Annotated in this window: 14 protein-coding genes; 11 read left to right on the plus strand and 3 right to left on the minus strand. The window is 58.0% G+C overall.

Annotated features, from left to right (window positions below; genetic code table 11):
- Window positions 1-22: 22 nt before the first annotated feature.
- The gene (locus ACO0LO_RS07375) at window positions 23-1,939 is read right to left on the minus strand and encodes a glucokinase (protein ID WP_422963566.1); all 1,917 of its coding nucleotides are present in this window, start codon (window positions 1,937-1,939) and stop codon (window positions 23-25) included.
- A 175-nt stretch (window positions 1,940-2,114) separates the two neighbouring features.
- Window positions 2,115-3,179, minus strand: coding sequence for a glucokinase (locus ACO0LO_RS07380; protein WP_422963567.1), 1,065 nt, complete (start codon window positions 3,177-3,179; stop codon window positions 2,115-2,117).
- Between the two features lie 194 nt (window positions 3,180-3,373).
- On the opposite strand from ACO0LO_RS07380, the gene ACO0LO_RS07385 reads away from it, so the two are divergent.
- From ACO0LO_RS07385 to ACO0LO_RS07410, 6 genes are all read left to right on the plus strand, one after another.
- Complete coding sequence (locus ACO0LO_RS07385; RefSeq protein WP_422963568.1) at window positions 3,374-4,630, plus strand: maltoporin; 1,257 nt, start codon at window positions 3,374-3,376, stop codon at window positions 4,628-4,630.
- Between the two features lie 263 nt (window positions 4,631-4,893).
- Window positions 4,894-6,135 (plus strand): ABC transporter substrate-binding protein, encoded by a 1,242-nt coding sequence (locus tag ACO0LO_RS07390; protein WP_422963569.1) that lies wholly within the window; start codon window positions 4,894-4,896, stop codon window positions 6,133-6,135.
- Between the two features lie 147 nt (window positions 6,136-6,282).
- Window positions 6,283-7,167 (plus strand): carbohydrate ABC transporter permease, encoded by an 885-nt coding sequence (locus ACO0LO_RS07395; protein WP_422963570.1) that lies wholly within the window; start codon window positions 6,283-6,285, stop codon window positions 7,165-7,167.
- Window positions 7,167-8,030, plus strand: coding sequence for a carbohydrate ABC transporter permease (locus tag ACO0LO_RS07400; protein WP_422963571.1), 864 nt, complete (start codon window positions 7,167-7,169; stop codon window positions 8,028-8,030). Before ACO0LO_RS07395 ends, ACO0LO_RS07400 begins: the two co-directional genes overlap by 1 nt.
- A gap of 9 nt (window positions 8,031-8,039) precedes the next feature.
- The gene (locus ACO0LO_RS07405; RefSeq protein WP_422963572.1) at window positions 8,040-9,149 is read left to right on the plus strand and encodes an ABC transporter ATP-binding protein; all 1,110 of its coding nucleotides are present in this window, start codon (window positions 8,040-8,042) and stop codon (window positions 9,147-9,149) included.
- A gap of 516 nt (window positions 9,150-9,665) precedes the next feature.
- Window positions 9,666-11,339: a methyl-accepting chemotaxis protein gene (locus ACO0LO_RS07410; protein WP_422963573.1), complete on the plus strand. Its 1,674-nt coding sequence runs from the start codon at window positions 9,666-9,668 to the stop codon at window positions 11,337-11,339.
- Window positions 11,340-11,393: 54 nt separating this feature from the next.
- On the opposite strand, the gene ACO0LO_RS07415 is transcribed toward ACO0LO_RS07410, so the two are convergent.
- Complete coding sequence (locus ACO0LO_RS07415; RefSeq protein ID WP_422963574.1) at window positions 11,394-12,068, minus strand: TetR/AcrR family transcriptional regulator; 675 nt, start codon at window positions 12,066-12,068, stop codon at window positions 11,394-11,396.
- 127 nt (window positions 12,069-12,195) lie between these two features.
- Here ACO0LO_RS07415 and ACO0LO_RS07420 point away from each other — a divergent pair, with 127 nt between their 5' ends.
- From ACO0LO_RS07420 to ACO0LO_RS07440, 5 genes are all read left to right on the plus strand, one after another.
- Window positions 12,196-13,308 (plus strand): DUF2855 family protein, encoded by a 1,113-nt coding sequence (locus ACO0LO_RS07420; protein WP_422963575.1) that lies wholly within the window; start codon window positions 12,196-12,198, stop codon window positions 13,306-13,308.
- A gap of 186 nt (window positions 13,309-13,494) precedes the next feature.
- Window positions 13,495-14,994: a DUF4331 domain-containing protein gene (locus tag ACO0LO_RS07425; protein WP_422963576.1), complete on the plus strand. Its 1,500-nt coding sequence runs from the start codon at window positions 13,495-13,497 to the stop codon at window positions 14,992-14,994.
- Between the two features lie 10 nt (window positions 14,995-15,004).
- Window positions 15,005-15,265 (plus strand): hypothetical protein, encoded by a 261-nt coding sequence (locus ACO0LO_RS07430; RefSeq protein ID WP_422963577.1) that lies wholly within the window; start codon window positions 15,005-15,007, stop codon window positions 15,263-15,265.
- A gap of 127 nt (window positions 15,266-15,392) precedes the next feature.
- Window positions 15,393-16,571, plus strand: a complete 1,179-nt coding sequence (locus tag ACO0LO_RS07435; protein ID WP_422963578.1) for a hypothetical protein — start codon at window positions 15,393-15,395, stop codon at window positions 16,569-16,571.
- A complete protein-coding gene (locus ACO0LO_RS07440) occupies window positions 16,568-17,713 on the plus strand; it encodes a HupE/UreJ family protein (RefSeq protein ID WP_422963579.1) in 1,146 nt (381 codons plus the stop codon). The genes ACO0LO_RS07435 and ACO0LO_RS07440 overlap by 4 nt, the downstream gene beginning before the upstream one ends.
- The last annotated feature ends 8 nt before the right edge of the window (window positions 17,714-17,721 follow it).

The raw sequence follows: 17,721 nt of genomic DNA on the forward strand, positions 1-17,721 counted from the left end.
GGACGGGCATTGGAGTTTCAAGCTACTCCAGATGCCCGCTGAACTTGAATTTGGCGACCACGCGCGGGCTGCCGTGCTGGCCGCTGTCTTCATCGCCCGCGACCGAGCGTTGCGCCTGCGAGGCGGTATCACGCCGCGCCAGGCCTACCGACAGGATATCCAACAGCATCAGTTGCAGCAGTCGCACGATCATCGGTACGAAGTTCAGGTTGCCTTCCGGATGGTTCAGCGTCAGCAGGATATCGGCCAGCTTGGCCAGCGGCGAACTGCTGTTGGTAATGGCCAGGATCTTGGCGCCGCAGGCACGCGCCACCTTGACCGACTTCAACAGCTCGGGCCGAGCGCCCGAGCGCGATACCACCAGCACCACGTCATTCGGGGTCAGCATCGCGGCGCTGATTTCCTGCGCCTGCGGGTCCGGGAAGTACGTGCTGATGATGCCCAGGTGCAGCAGCTTCTGCTGCATGTCCTCCGCCACTACGCGCGCACTGCCGACGCTGAGCAACTCCACGCGGCTGGCATTGCGCAGTAATTCTATGGCAGCCGTCAGCGCCTTGATGTCCAGCGTCTCGCGCAGCGCCAGCGCCGCCGAGGCATTATTGCCCAGCACCTTGTGCGCCAGCTCGGTGTCTGAGTCGGAAATTTCCACATGCGCGTGCGCAACGGTGATGGCGCCGCCGGACTGGCCGGATGTCATGCCGGAGGCCAGCTTCAGCTTGAAATCGGCCAGGCCCTGCACGCCGATGGAGCGGCAGAAGCGCATTACCGTGGGCTGGCTGACGCCGATGCGCTGCGCAATTTCGGCAATCGGCAAGGTCAGCATCGCATTCGGCTCACGCAGCACCCAGTCGGCCACCTTGCATTCGGATTGGCTCATGCGCTCGCGCGCCTGGCGTATTTTTTCCAGCACCGGCGCGCTGGCATTGGCCAGCTTCAGCTTTTGCGCCAGGATCGCCGAAATGCCGAGGAAGGTCGGCAATTCGGCCGTGATCACGTAGGTAGGGATGTGCGCCAGGTAGCTGCTCAGGCGGCCTTTCTCTTCAAAGCGCGAGCGGAACTGCGATTTTGCCAGCAGCGGCCCGAGGCGCGGCACGATGCCGCCGCCGATATAGATACCGCCCAGCGCGCCCAGCGTCATCGCCAGGTTGCCGGCGATGGAGCCGAGGATCGCGCAAAAACAGTCCACCGCTTCCACGCAGATGTCGCAGCTGCCGTTCAGCGCACGGCTGGTCACTTCGGCAGCGGCCAGCGGCGTTACATTGGTCTTGCCCGCCCTTTCGGACAGCGCGCGGTAGATCAGTTCCAGCCCGCGGCCAGAGGCCATCCTCTCTGCCGATACGTGCGACATTTCGCGCCATGCAAAGGCCAGCACATCCATTTCGCGCCGGTCGCAGGGACTGAAGCTGACGTGGCCGCCTTCGCTGCCGAGCGCAATCCAGCGGTCGCCGGCCGGTATCATGCCGGACACGCCCAGGCCGCTACCCGGCCCCATCAGCCCGATCACGCCTTCTGCGCGTGCAGTGCCCTCGCCGATTTGCTGCCTTTCTTCAGGCAGCAGATGAGGCAAGGCCATCGCCAGCGCGGTAAAGTCATTGACGACCAGCAGCGTGTCCAGGCTCAGTGCAATGCGCATCGCTTCGATGGAAAATGACCAGTGATGGTTCATCATCTTGATGATGTCATCATCGATGGGATTACCGATCGCGATGGCTGCATGGTAGACGCGCACCGCGCCGGCGGCGCGGGCTTCCGGACTGCCCATGTAGGCCTGTATGGTTTCCTGCAGGGATTCGTAGTTGGCGCAGGGCAGCGAGGCAACGGCCTCAAAGTGGCCGGGCCTGGTTTCCAGCGAGAAGCGCGCATTGACGCTGCCGATATCGGCCAGCAGGCGCGGTCCGTCGCTGAACCGGTCTGCTTCCGTTTTCCGGTCTTTTTTCATGGAGTGCCCCTCTATATTGGATTCACGCTTCCGTATTGTACGGTCGGTATTTCCTAATTTTTATCGGCAAAAACCCCTGAATTCTAATTCGGATTTGTGTTCCCCGGCAGCATTCCTGGCGACTTGCGTCGCAGGAATTTTCACCGGGATCATGCAAAGCGGCGTGCAAAAAAAATCAAGCTCGTGGATTGGCGGCGGCATCGCTGATATTTTCCGTCAATATCGCCGAAACTCCCAGGAACGCCGGGTATTCCGCAGTGATGACGAAGGTCGGGATCTGAGCAAGATAGCTGTCGAAACGGCCCTTTTGCTCAAAGCGCTGGCGGAAGGGCGATGCCAGGAAACGGTCGCCCAGCCGCGGTACGATGCCGCCGCCGATGTAGATGCCGCCGAGCGCGCCGAGCGTGACGGCAACATTGCCGGCGATCGTGCCCAGCATGCCGCAAAAACGGTCCACCGCTTCTGCGCACAAGGGAGATTCGCCAGCCAGTGCGCGGCGGGAAATTTCCGGCGCCGGCAGCGGCTCCACCGACAGGCCCTGCATATCTGCCAGTGCGCGGTAAATCAGCTCCAGGCCGTCACCGGATAGCACACGCTCGGCAGATACATGGCTGAACTCGCGCCATGCGAAACGCAAAATACCTACTTCGCATTCATCCGCCGGAGAAAAAGTCACATGGCCGCCTTCGCTTTTCAGCGCAGTCCAGCGGCCATTGCTCGGAATCAACCCCGAAACGCCGAGGCCGGTTCCGGCGCCGATCAAGCCGATCACGTTGTCCGTTTTGGCGTCGCCGCCGCCAATCTGTCGTTTTTGATCCACAGCCAGATAAGGCAGCGACATGGCCAGCGCCGTGAAATCATTGACCACCAGGAACTGGTCAAACCCCAGCTTGCGGCGCACCGTTTCTATCGAGAATTGCCAATGATGATTGGTCATCCGAACCTGGTCGCCATTGACGGGATTCGCAATCGCCACTGCGCAATAGCGGACACCGCCAACGGCCAGCTCAGCAATGGCCGGATCCGCAAGATAAGCCTCCATTGCATCGTCGAGTGTTGCGTAGTCTTCACACGGCAACACCGCAACAGCCTCTATCTTGCCGGGCGCAGTCTCCAGCGCGAAGCGCGCGTTGGTGCCGCCTATGTCTGCCAATAGGCGTGGAATGCCAGGAGAAGAAGTAATGATCGAAGACGATGCGTAAGGCTGTGAGCTGGAAGCTTTATTGTTATCAGTAGGCATTGATGATCATCAAAGAAACGCCGAATTCGGCCAATGGGCTCATGATAATGCGAAAATTCGTAGGATTACAACATAATGTGTTGAAATTTTTACGTAGTATAGTTACCATTCAGTTGCCAGAATGATTTCTGGACGGTAAAAGCTCAACATCGGCCTTTTACTTGATAAGACAAAACGACCGAGGAGACACACCCATGAATCGCATCATATTGAAAGCTTTACCTGCAGCAATCACCCTGGCATTAGCATGTGGATCGGCTTACGCCGATGAAGAAGGCTTCCACGGTTACCTCCGTGCAGGCGCAGGCACCAGCTCCACTCACGGCCCACAAAGCTGCTTCGGCCTGGGCGGCAACACCATGAAATATCGTCTCGGCAATGAGTGCGACTCGTATTTCGAAGGCGGCTACACCAAAGAAATCGCCAAGGTAGACGGCGTTAGCTACCTGGCAACAGTATGGGCAGATGCCTACAATCCGAATTCCGATTTCGCAGGCGCCAAGCTGGAACTGGCAAAAGCCTATGTAGAAGCACGCGGCCTGGATTTCCTGAACGGCGGTACTGCCTGGATCGGTAAGCGTTACTACTTCCGTCCTGATATCCACATGCTGGATTTGCAATACATCAACTTTAACGGTACCGGCGGCGGTATCGACCAGTACAAAGTCGGCCCAGGTAAAATCGGCTACGCGTTCTTTAAAGACAATGATGCAACGTCGACTGATCCAGTCACCAAAGTCGTCAGCACAACCGCCGCAACCCGTCAGAACTTCATCTACCAGGACGTTCCGGTCAATGCAGGCGGCACCATGGACTTCGCCGCTACCATCATCACGGCACAGGGCGACGACACGATCAAGGGCACCAAGCACAACGGCTGGCAGATTTCTGTTTTCCATAAGCAAGACAAGGTATTCGGCGGCGCCAACACCTTCGGTATCCAGTACGGCGTAGGCCCAGGTACAGGTATCGGCGTAGGCAATGACCGTATCGGCGCATCCGGCAGCACACTGCTGGGTTCCGACGTAACCCGTCTGCGTGTATTCGATGACGTATGGGTACAGCCTTCGGAAAACTTCGGCATGGAATTTGTCGCTCTGGTACAGCGTGACAAATCCGATGCAGGCGGCTCCACTACCTGGACTTCCATCGGTGCACGTCCTGTCTATGCGTTGACCAAGAACTTCAAGTTGCAGATGGAACTCGGTACAGACCGCGTCACATCTCCAACCGGCGGCCCTGCACAGCGCCTGACCAAGATCACATTTGCTCCAACGATCTCTGCCGGTCCTGGCCTGTGGTCCCGTCCTGAATTGCGCGCCTACGTAACGTATGGCAAATGGAATGACGCAGCAACAGCAGCCGTCAACGCCAACAACAATTCCGGCCCGGTCTATGGCAACAACACCAGCGGCGCTTCTTACGGCGTACAGCTGGAAACCTGGTTCTAACAATAAAAACGCGCCTTCCAAACGGAAGGCGCGTTTGACGTCCGGCTTGCGATGTACAGGACCATGCATCACAATCCCGGCGTAATCCGTTCATCCGGATTTATCTCATGAAGAGAAGTGGGATGCGTTCTGATGATGGCGGCCGGAAGTGCGGCCGGATTTGATATAGCGTCGGCACAGGCGCACCCAAGTGTTCCGGCTTAACAGCTGTGCCGCGACGGAACCTTTCAAACTATGCTGGACCCATAATAAGGAATTTGGAGATGAAACTGAAAGAACTCGTCATGATGACCGCTCTCGCTTGCGCTGGCAGCGCTTTCGCTACCGATGTGGAAGTTCTGCATTACTGGACGTCCGGCGGTGAAGCAAAATCCGTAGGCCAGCTGCAGATCATGGTCAAGGAAGCCGGCTTCGGCTGGAAAGATTTCGCAGTAGCAGGCGGCGCCGGCGAAAATGCCGCGACAGCACTGAAAGCACGCGTCATTTCCGGCAACCCTCCGACTGCAGCGCAGATCAAGGGACCATCGATCCAGGAATGGGGCCAGGAAGGCGTGCTGGCAAATATCGACGACGCGGCCATTCCAGGCAAATGGGATGCAGTCCTGCCTAAAGTCGTTGCCGACATCATGAAATACAAAGGCCACTATGTTGCAGCGCCGGTCAACGTGCACCGCGTCAACTGGATGTGGGTCAACCCGGAAGTACTGAAAAAAGCCGGTGTGGTCGGCACGCCTACTACATGGGATGCGTTCTTCGACGCTGCTGAAAAAATCAAGAAATCGGGTGGCATTGCCATCGCCCACGGCGGCCAGCCATGGCAGGACGCAACCGTATTTGAAACGGTTGCCCTGGGCGTAGGCGGCACCGAGTTCTACAAAAAAGCGATCCTGAAACTGGACCAGAAAGAACTGACCAGCCCGACCATGGTAAAAGTGTTCGACACGCTGGGCAAGGTCAAGACCTACATCGACAAGGATGCAGCGGGCCGCGACTGGAATCTGGCGACAGCGATGGTCATCAACGGCAAGGCAGGCTTCCAGTTCATGGGTGACTGGGCCAAGGGCGAGTTTTCCGCTGCCGGCAAAGTTCCTGGCAAAGACTACCTGTGCGTAGCAGCACCAGGCACAGACAAGGCTTACACCTTCAACGTCGATTCGTTCGCGATGTTTACACAGAAGGATGCCGATGCCAAGAAAGGCCAGATTGCCCTGGCCAATGCGATCATGGATCCTAAGTTCCAATCCATTTTCAACCTGAACAAAGGTTCGATTCCTGTGCGCTCCGGCGTATCCCGCGCCAAGTTTGACGAATGCGCAATCAAATCGATGGACGACATGGACTCCACCAACAAAAATGGCGGCCTGCTTCCTTCCTTTGCACACGGCATGGCATTGCCTACAGCAACACAGGGCGCAGTCACCGACGTCATCGCGAAGTTCATGAACTCCAACATGAGCTCCAAAGACGCAGTTGCAGCGCTGGCAAAAGCGGCAAAAACGAAGTAATCATTCCGAGGTATTATCTGAGGTGAAAGCAATGCATCGGCCTGCCGCCCGGCGGTCCGGTGCATTTGTTTAGCAGCGCTTAGTTGGCAGTGTTCAAAAGAAACATTCCCGGTACCTCCCGCTTTTCATTCTCCTACAGCCGTCCCTATGTCACTACGCAAGTTATTTGATCGATGGATACCGCAGCTGGTATTGAGCCCGACGCTCGCCGCCAGCCTGTTATTCGTCTATGGTTTCATCTTTTTGACCGGCTACATCTCGCTGACCGAATCGCGGTTGATGCCGAATTTCGATTTCGCCGGGCTGACGCAGTATTACTCCCTGTTCGACAATGAGCGCTGGTGGACATCGCTGACGAACCTGGGTATTTTCGGCTCGCTGTTCATCCTGACAAGCGTCGCGGTAGGTCTGTTCATGGCGATCCTGCTCGACCAGAAAATCCGTGCCGAAGGCGGCCTGCGCGCTATCTACCTGTACCCGATGGCGTTGTCCTTTATCGTTACCGGCACCGCGTGGAAATGGATGCTCAATCCCAGCCTGGGGCTGGAAAAGCTGATGCACGATTGGGGCTGGGCTTCGTTCACCTTCGACTGGCTCGTCAATTCCGACATGGCTATCTACACCGTCGTAATTGCAGCGGTCTGGCAGTCTTCCGGCTTCGTGATGGCGCTGTTCCTGGCTGGCCTGCGCGGCATAGACGATGAAATCATCAAGGCGGCCCAGGTCGATGGCGCTTCGCTGCCGACCATCTACCGCCGCATCATCATTCCGGCCATGCGCCCCGTATTCTTCAGCGTGCTGCTGATCCTGTCGCACATTGCCATCAAGAGCTTCGACCTGATCATCGCGCTGACTGCCGGCGGTCCCGGCAATTCCTCTTCAGTGCCGGCCATCTTCATGTACCAGTTTTCGTTCACGCGCGGCCAGCTCGGCCTGGGCGCGGCGTCGGCAATGATGATGCTGGCAACCATCGTCGCGGTGCTGGTGCCTCTGATGTATCTCGAAGCGCGCAGCGCAAAGGCGATGAGATAATGCAAAATTCTAAAAAACTGACTCCCGGACGCATCGTCCTGTACCTGCTGCTGGTGCTGTTTGCGCTGTATTACATTGCGCCGCTGTATGTGATGGTATCGACATCGTTCAAGACGCTGGACGAAATCCGCTCCGGCAACCTGCTGTCGCTGCCGGCCTCGCTGAACACCGCGTCCTGGTCCAAGGCCTGGTCCACCGCCTGCACCGGCGTTACCTGCAACGGCTTGCAGCCCTTCTTCGTCAATTCGCTGAAGATGGTGATCCCGGCAGTGCTGATCTCCACATTCCTCGGGGCCTTCAATGGCTACGTGTTTGCGCACTGGCGTTTCCGCGGGTCGGAAATCCTGTTCACCGCCTTGCTGGTAGGCTGCTTCATTCCATTCCAGGTGGTGATCCTGCCGATGGCGCGCCTGCTGGGCGATTTCGGCCTGGCCAACACCACCTTCGGCCTGGTATTCGTGCATGTGGTCTACGGCACTGCGTTCACGACGCTGTTTTTCCGCAACTACTATATAGGCGTGCCGGAAGAACTGATCAAGGCCGCCCGTATAGACGGTGCCGGGTTCTTCCTGATCTTCCGCAAGATCGTGCTGCCAATTTCCGGTCCTATCTTCGTGGTCTGCATCATCTGGCAGTTCACGCAGATCTGGAACGACTTCCTGTTCGGCATCGTATTTGCCAGCGGCGATTCGCAGCCGGTCACAGTGGGCTTGAACAACCTGGTCAATACAACGACCGGCGTGAAGGAATACAACGTCGATATGGCTGCCGCCATTATTGCGGCGATACCGACTCTCGTGGTTTACATGGTCGCCGGCCGTTATTTCGTGCGTGGCTTGACCGCAGGCGCAGTCAAAGGTTAAGGAATAAGAATGTCAAATTTAACGATCCGCAATATCCGCAAGGTGTACCCGAATGGCGTCGAAGTCCTGAAGGGCATCGACATTGAAATCAAGGACGGCCAGTTCCTGATCCTGGTCGGCGGCTCCGGCTCCGGTAAATCCACGCTGCTGAACATGATTGCCGGCCTGGAAGACGTGACCTCGGGCGAGATCCTGATCGACGACAAGGTCGTCAATGACCTGCCACCGAAAGACCGCGACATTGCGATGGTATTCCAGTCCTATGCGCTGTATCCGTCGATGACAGTACGGGAGAATATCGCCTTCGGTCTCGGCGTGAAGAAAGTGCCGAAGAAGGAGCAGGAAGAAATCGTCGCCCGCGTGGCCGAAACCCTGCAGATTACGCATCTGCTGGATCGCCGTCCGGCGCAGCTGTCCGGTGGCCAGCGCCAGCGTGTGGCAATGGGCCGCGCCATCTCCCGCAAGCCTTCGCTGTTCCTGTTCGATGAACCGCTGTCCAACCTGGATGCCAAGCTGCGCGTGGAAATGCGGGCGGAAATCAAGCTGCTGCACCATCGCCTGAAATCCACCATCGTCTATGTTACGCATGACCAGATCGAAGCGATGACAATGGGCGACCTAATCGCCGTGATGAAAGACGGTGTCGTGCAGCAACTGGGCACGCCACAGGAAATCTACGACAATCCGGCCAACCTGTTTGTCGCCGGATTCATCGGCTCGCCGTCAATGAACTTCATCAATTGCAAGCTGCAGATAGAAGGCCAGGACGTCTACATCCCGATTGAAAATGAAGGCAAGACGATGCGCCTGAAGCTGCCGTTCGACGCAGAAAAATTGCGAGCGCACGCCGGCAAAGACTTGACGCTGGGTGTACGCCCGGAACAGATCACCGACGTTGGCAGCGCCCACGGCGATACCGGCCAGGAACTTCCTTGCCTGATCAACCTGGTGGAACCTACCGGCCCCGACACGCTGCTGACCACGCGGCTGAACGGCGCCGCCGTCACCTGTCGCGCGCATCCGCGTGAAGCAGTGCTGCCGGGCCATACGATGATGCTGTCCTTCAACCTGTCCAAGGCAGCGCTGTTCGATCCTGCCAGCGGCGAGCGCATCATTTAAGTCATCATTACTATACGCAACAGCCGGCGCCTGCCGGTTGTTGCGCACTGCTTGGCCGCTTTATCCTATCCCTCCCAGCCGTCGCCGCTGCAGCCACCCATTCCCTCTTCAACTTGATCCGCCATCGCTGCCTGATACGCTGCCCACACCTCCGTCCGAACAATCAAACCCGCTACTGCTGAATTTGACGGCCCTTCCATTCGCAACTTCCTCCTCCGTCTCCAGGACTTATTGTTGTGCTACGCAATGAACAAGGGCGGCAGGAAAATTATGCGTGCCGGCAATTTTGATCTACCATGAACGCACCAAGAGCGTGAAACCGCATACAGTGTAGTAAGCAAAGAATTAACCGGGAAACAATAATCCACCGTTGTTTCTTCGCAATTTGACGGGCATTCGATATTTTGTATTGCAAATTGTCTGGTACGGTAGTTGCTTGTATGCACTGTATGTGTTAGAAAATTACCGCACGGTAATCACATAGCTATTTAATATCGCATCAACTGGGAGAATGCTATGGATTTGCGCAATCTGCGTATTGGGGTCAGGCTGGCAATCGGCTTTGGCGTAATACTGGCAATGCTGATCATCGTATTGGCGGCCGACAGTGTGTTCAGCACCAATAACCGCAGGCAGATGATCGCCGGGCTGGAAACGGTCAACACCAAGAGTGCGCAAGCGGCAGCGATGAAAAGCAGCCTGCTGGAAGGCGGTATTGCCATTCGCAATATCGGCCTGCAAAATGAAATCAGCGAAATGAACAAGCAACAGGCCATCGCCAAGACGCAGCGCCAGATCTTCCAGACTGCGCGCGACAAGCTTCTGGCCAGCGGCCTGACCGATGCGGAAAAAAAAGTCGTTACCGACATCAGCAACCTGGAAGCCCAGATCGATGCGCCCTTCAAGGAAACCCTGCGCCTGATTACTGCCTTCAATAATGACGAAGCGGTCAAGGTCATCTCAACGCAGATAGAACCGCTGTACCAGAAAACCCTGGTCGAACTGAACAAGCTGGTCGCCCTGCAAAGCGATGCGTCGCAAGACCTGGCGGGGCGCACCGAAGCCACCGGCAAGAAACTGACTTTCTCGCTGTTTGCCATCGGCGCGGTAGCGCTGGTGATAGGCGCGGCGTTTTCGCTGTTCCTGACGCGCAGCATCACCACGCCGCTGCGCGATGCGCTGACGATTGCCAAGCGCGTTGCTTCCGGCGAGCTGACCTTCCGCGAAGAGATCACCGGCCAGGATGAAATCAGTGAATTGCTGAACGCGCTGAAGGACATGAACGACAGCCTGCACCGCATTGTCAGCGAAGTACGAATAGGCACCGATGCCATTGCCACTGCATCCGGTGAAATCTCGGTCGGTAATGCGGACCTGTCGTCGCGCACGGAAACACAGGCCGGCGCACTGGAAGAAACGGCCAGCTCGATGGAAGAAATCACCGCTACCGTGCGGCACAATGCCGAAAATGCGCGCCAGGCCAACCACCTGGTGGTGGCAGCCAGCAACCACGCTGTCAAAGGCGGCAAGGAAGTAGGCCAGGTCGTGCAAACCATGACGTCCATCCGAGAAAGCTCGCGCAAGATCGTGGACATCATCGGCGTTATCGACGGCATCGCCTTCCAGACCAATATCCTGGCGCTGAACGCCGCAGTGGAAGCCGCACGTGCCGGCGAGCAGGGCCGCGGCTTTGCCGTGGTTGCCAGCGAGGTGCGCAATCTGGCGCAGCGCTCGGCCAGCGCGGCAAAAGAGATCAAGACGCTGATCGGCGATTCGGTGGAAACCGTCAACTCCGGCGGCAAGCTGGTCGATGCAGCGGGCAAGACCATGGACGACATCGTCAGCTCGGTGAAACGGGTTGCGGAAATCATGGCGGAAATCACCGCAGCCGGCCAGGAGCAGAGCTCGGGCATAGAAGAGGTCAACCAGGCCATTACGCAGATGGACGAGATGACTCAGCAGAATGCGGCCTTGGTGGAACAGGCCGCGGCAGCAGCGGAGAGCATGGAAGAACAGGCGGCCAACCTGGCGCAAACCGTGTCTGCCTTCAAGCTGGACCATTCCTACGTACCTGCACCGGCACTGCAAGCCTACGATACGCCGGCCCCGGCTGTCATGGCGAAACCCGCAGCGTCCCTCATGGCCAACGCCGGCAAGCTGATGCGCACACTGAAGCTGGAAAAAGGCTGAGCACACCATAAAGCTGCGGCGATGCCTGCTAATCCGTATAAAGCCATCGCCGCGCTAATGTCCATTATCCTCATTGTCCTGCCTGTCTCCTTCTGACACCAGCGCCTGGCAAAACAAGCGCGCCATCTCGGCGGACCAGTTCTCCAGCGCCATTCCTTCCGGTTGCACCAGCAGCAAGTAACGCCGGCCGCCCCATGCTGCCAGCAGCAGCGCCTGTACGGTTTCTGCGGTGGGCCGGCGCGGCAGATCGTCGCAGGCAGCCAGCGCCGCCTGCCATTTTTCCAGCAATTCCTGATAGACGCGCCGGTGGTGCTTGGTTTCTGCAATCTGGCCTTCCAGCATCAGCATGTCGTGGTCGAAATAAGCGGCGCCGGCCTGCCGGGCACCGCAAGTCAGCGCCACCAGGCGCTGCACCCTGTGTTGCCAATCCAGGTCCGTGGGCGCTATCACCTGCGTTTGCAGCACCTCCAGCAATTGCTCCATGCAATGCCTGACATAGCCTGACAGCACCGCCTGCTTGTTTGGAAAATAGTCGTACAGCGTGCCGACTGCGATGCCGGTTTCCAGCGCCAGCGCGCGCGTCGTCACACCGGCCCATCCCTGCGCGTGCCAAATCCGAACAAAGGCGTCGTAGATTGCCTGTATCGTGAAACGCGCCCGGGCCTGCGAAGGCCGTTTCAGCGGCTTGTTCGCCGCCGCTGCAGGGCTGCTGCCGGTATTTTTTGCCAAATCTCCTCCGCCTTTTTGTTCATTCATCCGCCTGCAGTTTCCGAACCACGACGCCTCGCCGCCAGCTTACAGTGATGTACCTCAATTTGCATTATCCATAAGCACACGTTTTATCACAGGAGACCTCATGAGTACCAATAGCACCTATATGCTGACCCAGCTGCTGACCGACAAGAGCGCACTCGGCAAGAGCCGTATCATCCATACTGAGCAAAACGCGGCGCTGGCAGATGGCGAAGTACTGCTGAAGATACAGCGCTGCGCGATCACGACCAATAATATTACCTATGCCGCTTTCGGCGATTCCATGCAGTACTGGCAGTTTTTCCCTACCGGTGTTGAAGGCTGGGGCCACATGCCGGTATGGGGCTTTGCCGATGTCGTGGCATCGACCGTGCAGGGCGTGGAAACCGGGGAACGTTTCTATGGCTACTTCCCCATCGCCAGCCATATCCGCATGGAGGCGGAACGTGTGACCGAACGCGGCTTCTATGACGGCTCCGAGCACAGGCGTACGCTGGTCTCTGCCTATAACCAATATACCCGCTGCAGCGCGGATACCGCGTATTCGCAGCCGCTGGAAAACTACCAGATGCTGGTGCGGCCGCTATTCATCACGTCCTTCATGCTGGCGGACTTCCTGCAGGACAATGCTTTCTTCGGCGCGCAAAGGCTGGTCGTTTCCAGCGCTTCCAGCAAAACCGCGTACGGCACTGCGTTTTGCCTGAAAGAATTTCCCCAGGTAGAGCTGGTCGCGCTGACCTCGGAACGCAACCGCGCTTTTGTCGAGGGGCTGGGCTGCTATCACAAGACCGTCAGCTATGAAGAACTGGAAACCCAGCCGGCGGACCTGCCGACCACGTATGTGGATTTTTCTGGCGACGTGGAGTTGCGCGCGCGTACCCATCATCATTACGGCGATGCGCTGGACTACGACTGCTTTGCCGGTTCCGCGCAAAATACCGGCGTGACCGTTGACGCAGGCTTGCCCGGCCCGAAACCTGCGCTGTATTTTGCACCGGTGCAGATCCGCAAGCGCAATGCAGACTGGGGTCCGCAAGTCGTCAATGAGCGCTTCAATGCCGCGCAGGCCAGTTTCATCCGGCATATCAGCGACCCTGGTCACCAGTGGATGAAGATCGTTGAGGAAGAAGGTTTTGCCGCAGCGCAAACCCTGATCGGCAAACTGCATGACGGCAAGATCGACGCACAACAGGGGCGGGTCATCAGGCTGGCCTGAGCATTGCAAACATCAACCAGCTTATGTGGAGCCGCAAGGCTCCATCTTTCTTTCCGGAACCACAATCTTAGGAATTTCAACAAACTTTTACAAAGTTGAATCCGTTGTCTTCTTTCTCACGTAGATCGTATGCAGACCAAATCATAAGAATCTGTATCCCGCCTTTCCTACCCCGAGGAGTTGACCATGAGACCTACCGTAATTGCAGCATCCAGAAAAATATTGCTTGCCGCCACCGCTGCCGGCGCGGTGTATGGGCTGGCGGCACTGCCAGCACAGGCATCCAGCCACCGCGAAGCACCGTTCCTGACGCGCCAGCCTAAAGTTGACGGTACGGATTTCTACATGTTCCGTAGTTACGAAAACGGCCGCGGCGCGTACACCACGATCATTGCCGATTACGTACCACTGCAAAACCCTGGCGACGGCCCCAATTATTATGAGATGGACCCGGATGCGCTGTATGAAATCCATATCGACAACAATGGCGACGGCAAGGAAGACCTGACTTTCCAGTTCCGCTTTACCAACCAGAATAAAGATACGCAGCTGACGGTCGGTGGCAAGCAAGTCTCCATTCCGCTCGTCATCAATGGCGGCGCAATCGACGGCGTGAATCCTGCCGGCATCAATGTGCGCGAAACCTATAGCATCACCATGGTCAAGGGCGACCGCCGTACCGGTACTCGCAGCCAGGTCACCAATGCCAGCGGCGGCGGCACCAGCTTCGACAAGCCTATCGATAATATCGGCAACAAATCCATCCCTGACTATGCGGGCTACGCAGCCAAGCATGTGTACGCAGTCAATATTCCAGGCTGCGCCACGCCGGGCAAAGTGTTTGTCGGCCAGCGCAAGGACCCGTTTGTCGTCAACCTTGGTGAAACCTTTGACTTGATCAATATCCAGGCCCCGGCCACAGTCTTTGACCCAAATGCGGAAAAAGCCGGGCACGACGATCTTGCCAACAAGAACGTCACCGCCATCGAAATGGAAGTGCCGACTGCCTGCCTGACCAATGGCACGGAAACCGTCATCGGCGGATGGACCACGGCCAGTGTCAGGCAAGGGCGCCTGATCAACCCGACGCCGAATACCGGCACGGCCTCCAAGGAAGGCGGCGCATGGACGCAGGTATCACGTCTGGGCATGCCGCTGGTGAATGAAGTCGTGATCGGCCTGAAAGACAAGGACCAGTTCAACCATAGCAAACCATCCGGCGATACACAGTTCCTCACCTATGTGACCAACCCTACGTTGCCTGCACTGGTACAGGTATTGTTCGGCAGCGCCGGCGTCAAGGCGCCGACAAATTTCCCGCGCAATGACCTGGTCGCGGCTTTCCTGACCGGTGTCAAGGGCGTCAACCAGCCTGCCAATGTCGTGCCTTCCGAAATGCTGCGCCTGAATACCACCACTCCGGTGTCGGCAACGCAGAACCGCCTGGGCGTCATCGGCGGCGACAATGCAGGCTTCCCTAACGGGCGCCGTCCGGGCGACGACGTGGTGGATATTGCGCTGCGCGTGGTCATGGGCCGTCTGTGTGTGCTCAGCATAGGCTGCGTACCGGCCGATGCGCCTTCCGGCAGCATAGATTTTACCGACGGTGCTTATCTGGATGCGAGTTTCTTCGACACGGCATTCCCTTACCTGAAAACACCTTTGGCCGGTTCGCTGAAACACTGATAGGGAGACGATGATGAAACTTCAACTACGCACTTCAGCAGCGGTGTCTTTATCGCTATCGCTGGTGCTGCTGCTCAGCGCTTGCGGCGGCAGTTCCAGCAGCCCTCCCCCTGTGACACCGCCGGTCACGCCGCCGGTCAGCATGGTGGATGCCTTTTTCAGTATTGTCGCCAAGCTGATCGGCGACAGCCCTGAAACGACGGAGCCGCAGTCGACCGACACGATACAGGCCACCGCGCCTGAAAATACCGAGCCGGTCACGCCTATCTGACCACAGCCGCTGTAGCCACAGTAACCGCTGCAGCCGATGCCTTCATTGCCCGGCAATGAAAGGTGCCGGCTGCAGCGGCCATGCACAGTACGAGGCATTGATGGCAAAGTTTTTAAAAGGTGGCAGCATGCGTTGTATCACACTGACGATAGCGGCATTCATGTTCCTGGCAGCTTGCGCCGGCGCCGCGCCGTATGAACCCAGGGACGGCAGGCAGATCGTTGAACATCTGCCTAGCCGCAATGATCCCGCACAACGGGAATTCCAGCGGCTGCGCAAGCTGCTGGCCGCGCGGCCGGATGATGTCGATACCGCTTCCGAGCTGGCGCAAAAATATATCAACGAAGCACGCAATGACGGCGATCCGCGCTATTTGGGTTATGCACAGGCCGTGCTGGCGCAATGGTGGGCGCAGGCCGAACCGCCGGTCAAGGTAAGGGTATTGCGCGCCACGCTGCTGCAAAGCACGCACCAGTTCCCGGCGGCGCTGGCGGACTTGAACGCGGTGCTGAAGCAGGACAGGGACAATGCACAGGCCTGGCTGACGCGTGCCACCGTGCTGCAGGTACAGGGCCAGTATGCGCAGGCAAAGAATAGCTGCATGCACCTGTATTCGCTGGCGCCCGAACTGGTAACGGTTACCTGCCTCAGCAATGTCGCCAACCTCAGCGGCGACGCCGCACACAGTTATGCACTGCTGACGGATGCCTACCAACGCGACCCGGCCGCCGATACCGGCATCCGCATCTGGGTCATGACCTTGTTGGCGGAAATGTCCGCACGGCGCGGCGATAACGCTGCTGCGGACCAGTGGTACCGCCAGGCGATGGCACTGGAATCGCCGGACAGCTATCTGCTGGGCTCGTATGCCGATTTCCTGCTGGATCGCAAACGCGCCGCCGAAGTCGTCACACTGCTCAAGGACAAGACCAGGGTTGATGCGCTATTGCTGCGCTATGCGCTGGCCCTGCGTGCCGTCGGCGCCGCAGAGGCGAAAGAGCAGAGCCTGGCGCTGGGCCAGCGCTTTGACGCGGCAATGATGCGCGGCGATACCGTACACCAGCGCGAGCAGGCTCGTTATGAATTGCAGCTGAAGGGCAACGCGACGGCAGCGCTGAAACTGGCCCAGCTGAACTGGGAAGTGCAGAAAGAAGCCGCCGATGTGCGCATCTACCTGGAGGCTGCTGTTGCCGCCAACAACAGGCAGGCCGCTGCGCCTGTCCTCGCCTGGATCAGGCAGAACGGACTGCAGGATGCGGCATTGGCGCCGCTGATCGCCAGGCTTACCGCGAACGGAAACGCATGATGCTGAAGCCATTTCTAACGAGCCTGCTGCTCTGCCTGGGTTTGTGTTCAGGCATTGCCCATGCGCATAAACCCAGCGACAGCTACCTGAGCCTGACCATAGACAATAGCGGCAAGAACATCGTGCACGGCCAATGGGATATTGCCTTGCGCGACCTGGATTTTGCGATAGGGCTGGACAGCGATGGCAATGGCGAACTGAGCTGGGACGAAGTACGCGCCCGCCATGCAGACATTGCCGCCTACGCTTTATCCAGGCTGTCGCTGGCAAGCAGCGGCAGAAAATGCGATATCAAACCCGGCAAACAGCTACTGGACGACCATACCGACGGCGCCTATACGGTGCTGATGTTTGAAGCAGACTGTCCCAACGTGGACATGCTGACGGTACAGTACAGCCTGCTGTTCGACGTCGATCCGCAACACAAGGGCCTGCTGAAGCTGGTGAACCGGCAAGGCGTGGTATCGACTGCGATCTTCAGTCCGGATACCGGCACGCAGCAGTTCAAGCTGGCGGACGCCGACCGGCTGCAGCAATTCCTCGACTATGTGAAACACGGTGTCTGGCACATCTGGATAGGATTCGACCATATCCTGTTCCTGCTATCGCTGCTGCTGCCGGCGGTGCTGGTGTCGCGCAACAAGAAGTGGGAGGCAGGCACCAGCTTCAAGGCTTCCGCACTGGACGTGCTGAAGATCGTCACCGCCTTTACGCTCGCGCATTCGATCACGCTGACGCTGGCGGCGCTGCAATACATTTCCCTGCCTTCGCGCTGGGTGGAATCGGCGATTGCCGGTTCGGTCATCCTGGCGGCGCTGAATAACCTGTATCCACTGTTCCAGGGCAAGCGCTGGGTGGTGGCGTTTGCATTCGGCCTGATCCACGGCTTCGGTTTTGCCAGCGTGCTGACCGACCTGGGCCTGCCGCAATCGGCGCTGATGCTGGCGCTGCTGGGTTTCAACCTTGGAGTGGAAATTGGCCAGCTGACGATAGTCGCTGTTTTCCTGCCACTGTCCTTCCTGCTGCGCGGAACCTGGGCTTACCGCAGGCTGGTCTTCAGCGCTGGCTCGATGCTGATCGTCATGATCGCTGCAGTATGGCTGGTGGAGAGGGCGTTCAACCTGAGACTGATCTCGGCGTAATAGTGGGC

Origin of the sequence: Undibacterium sp. TJN25 (assembly GCF_049339885.1) — a bacterium.
Taxonomy (GTDB): Bacteria; Pseudomonadota; Gammaproteobacteria; order Burkholderiales; family Burkholderiaceae_D; genus Undibacterium.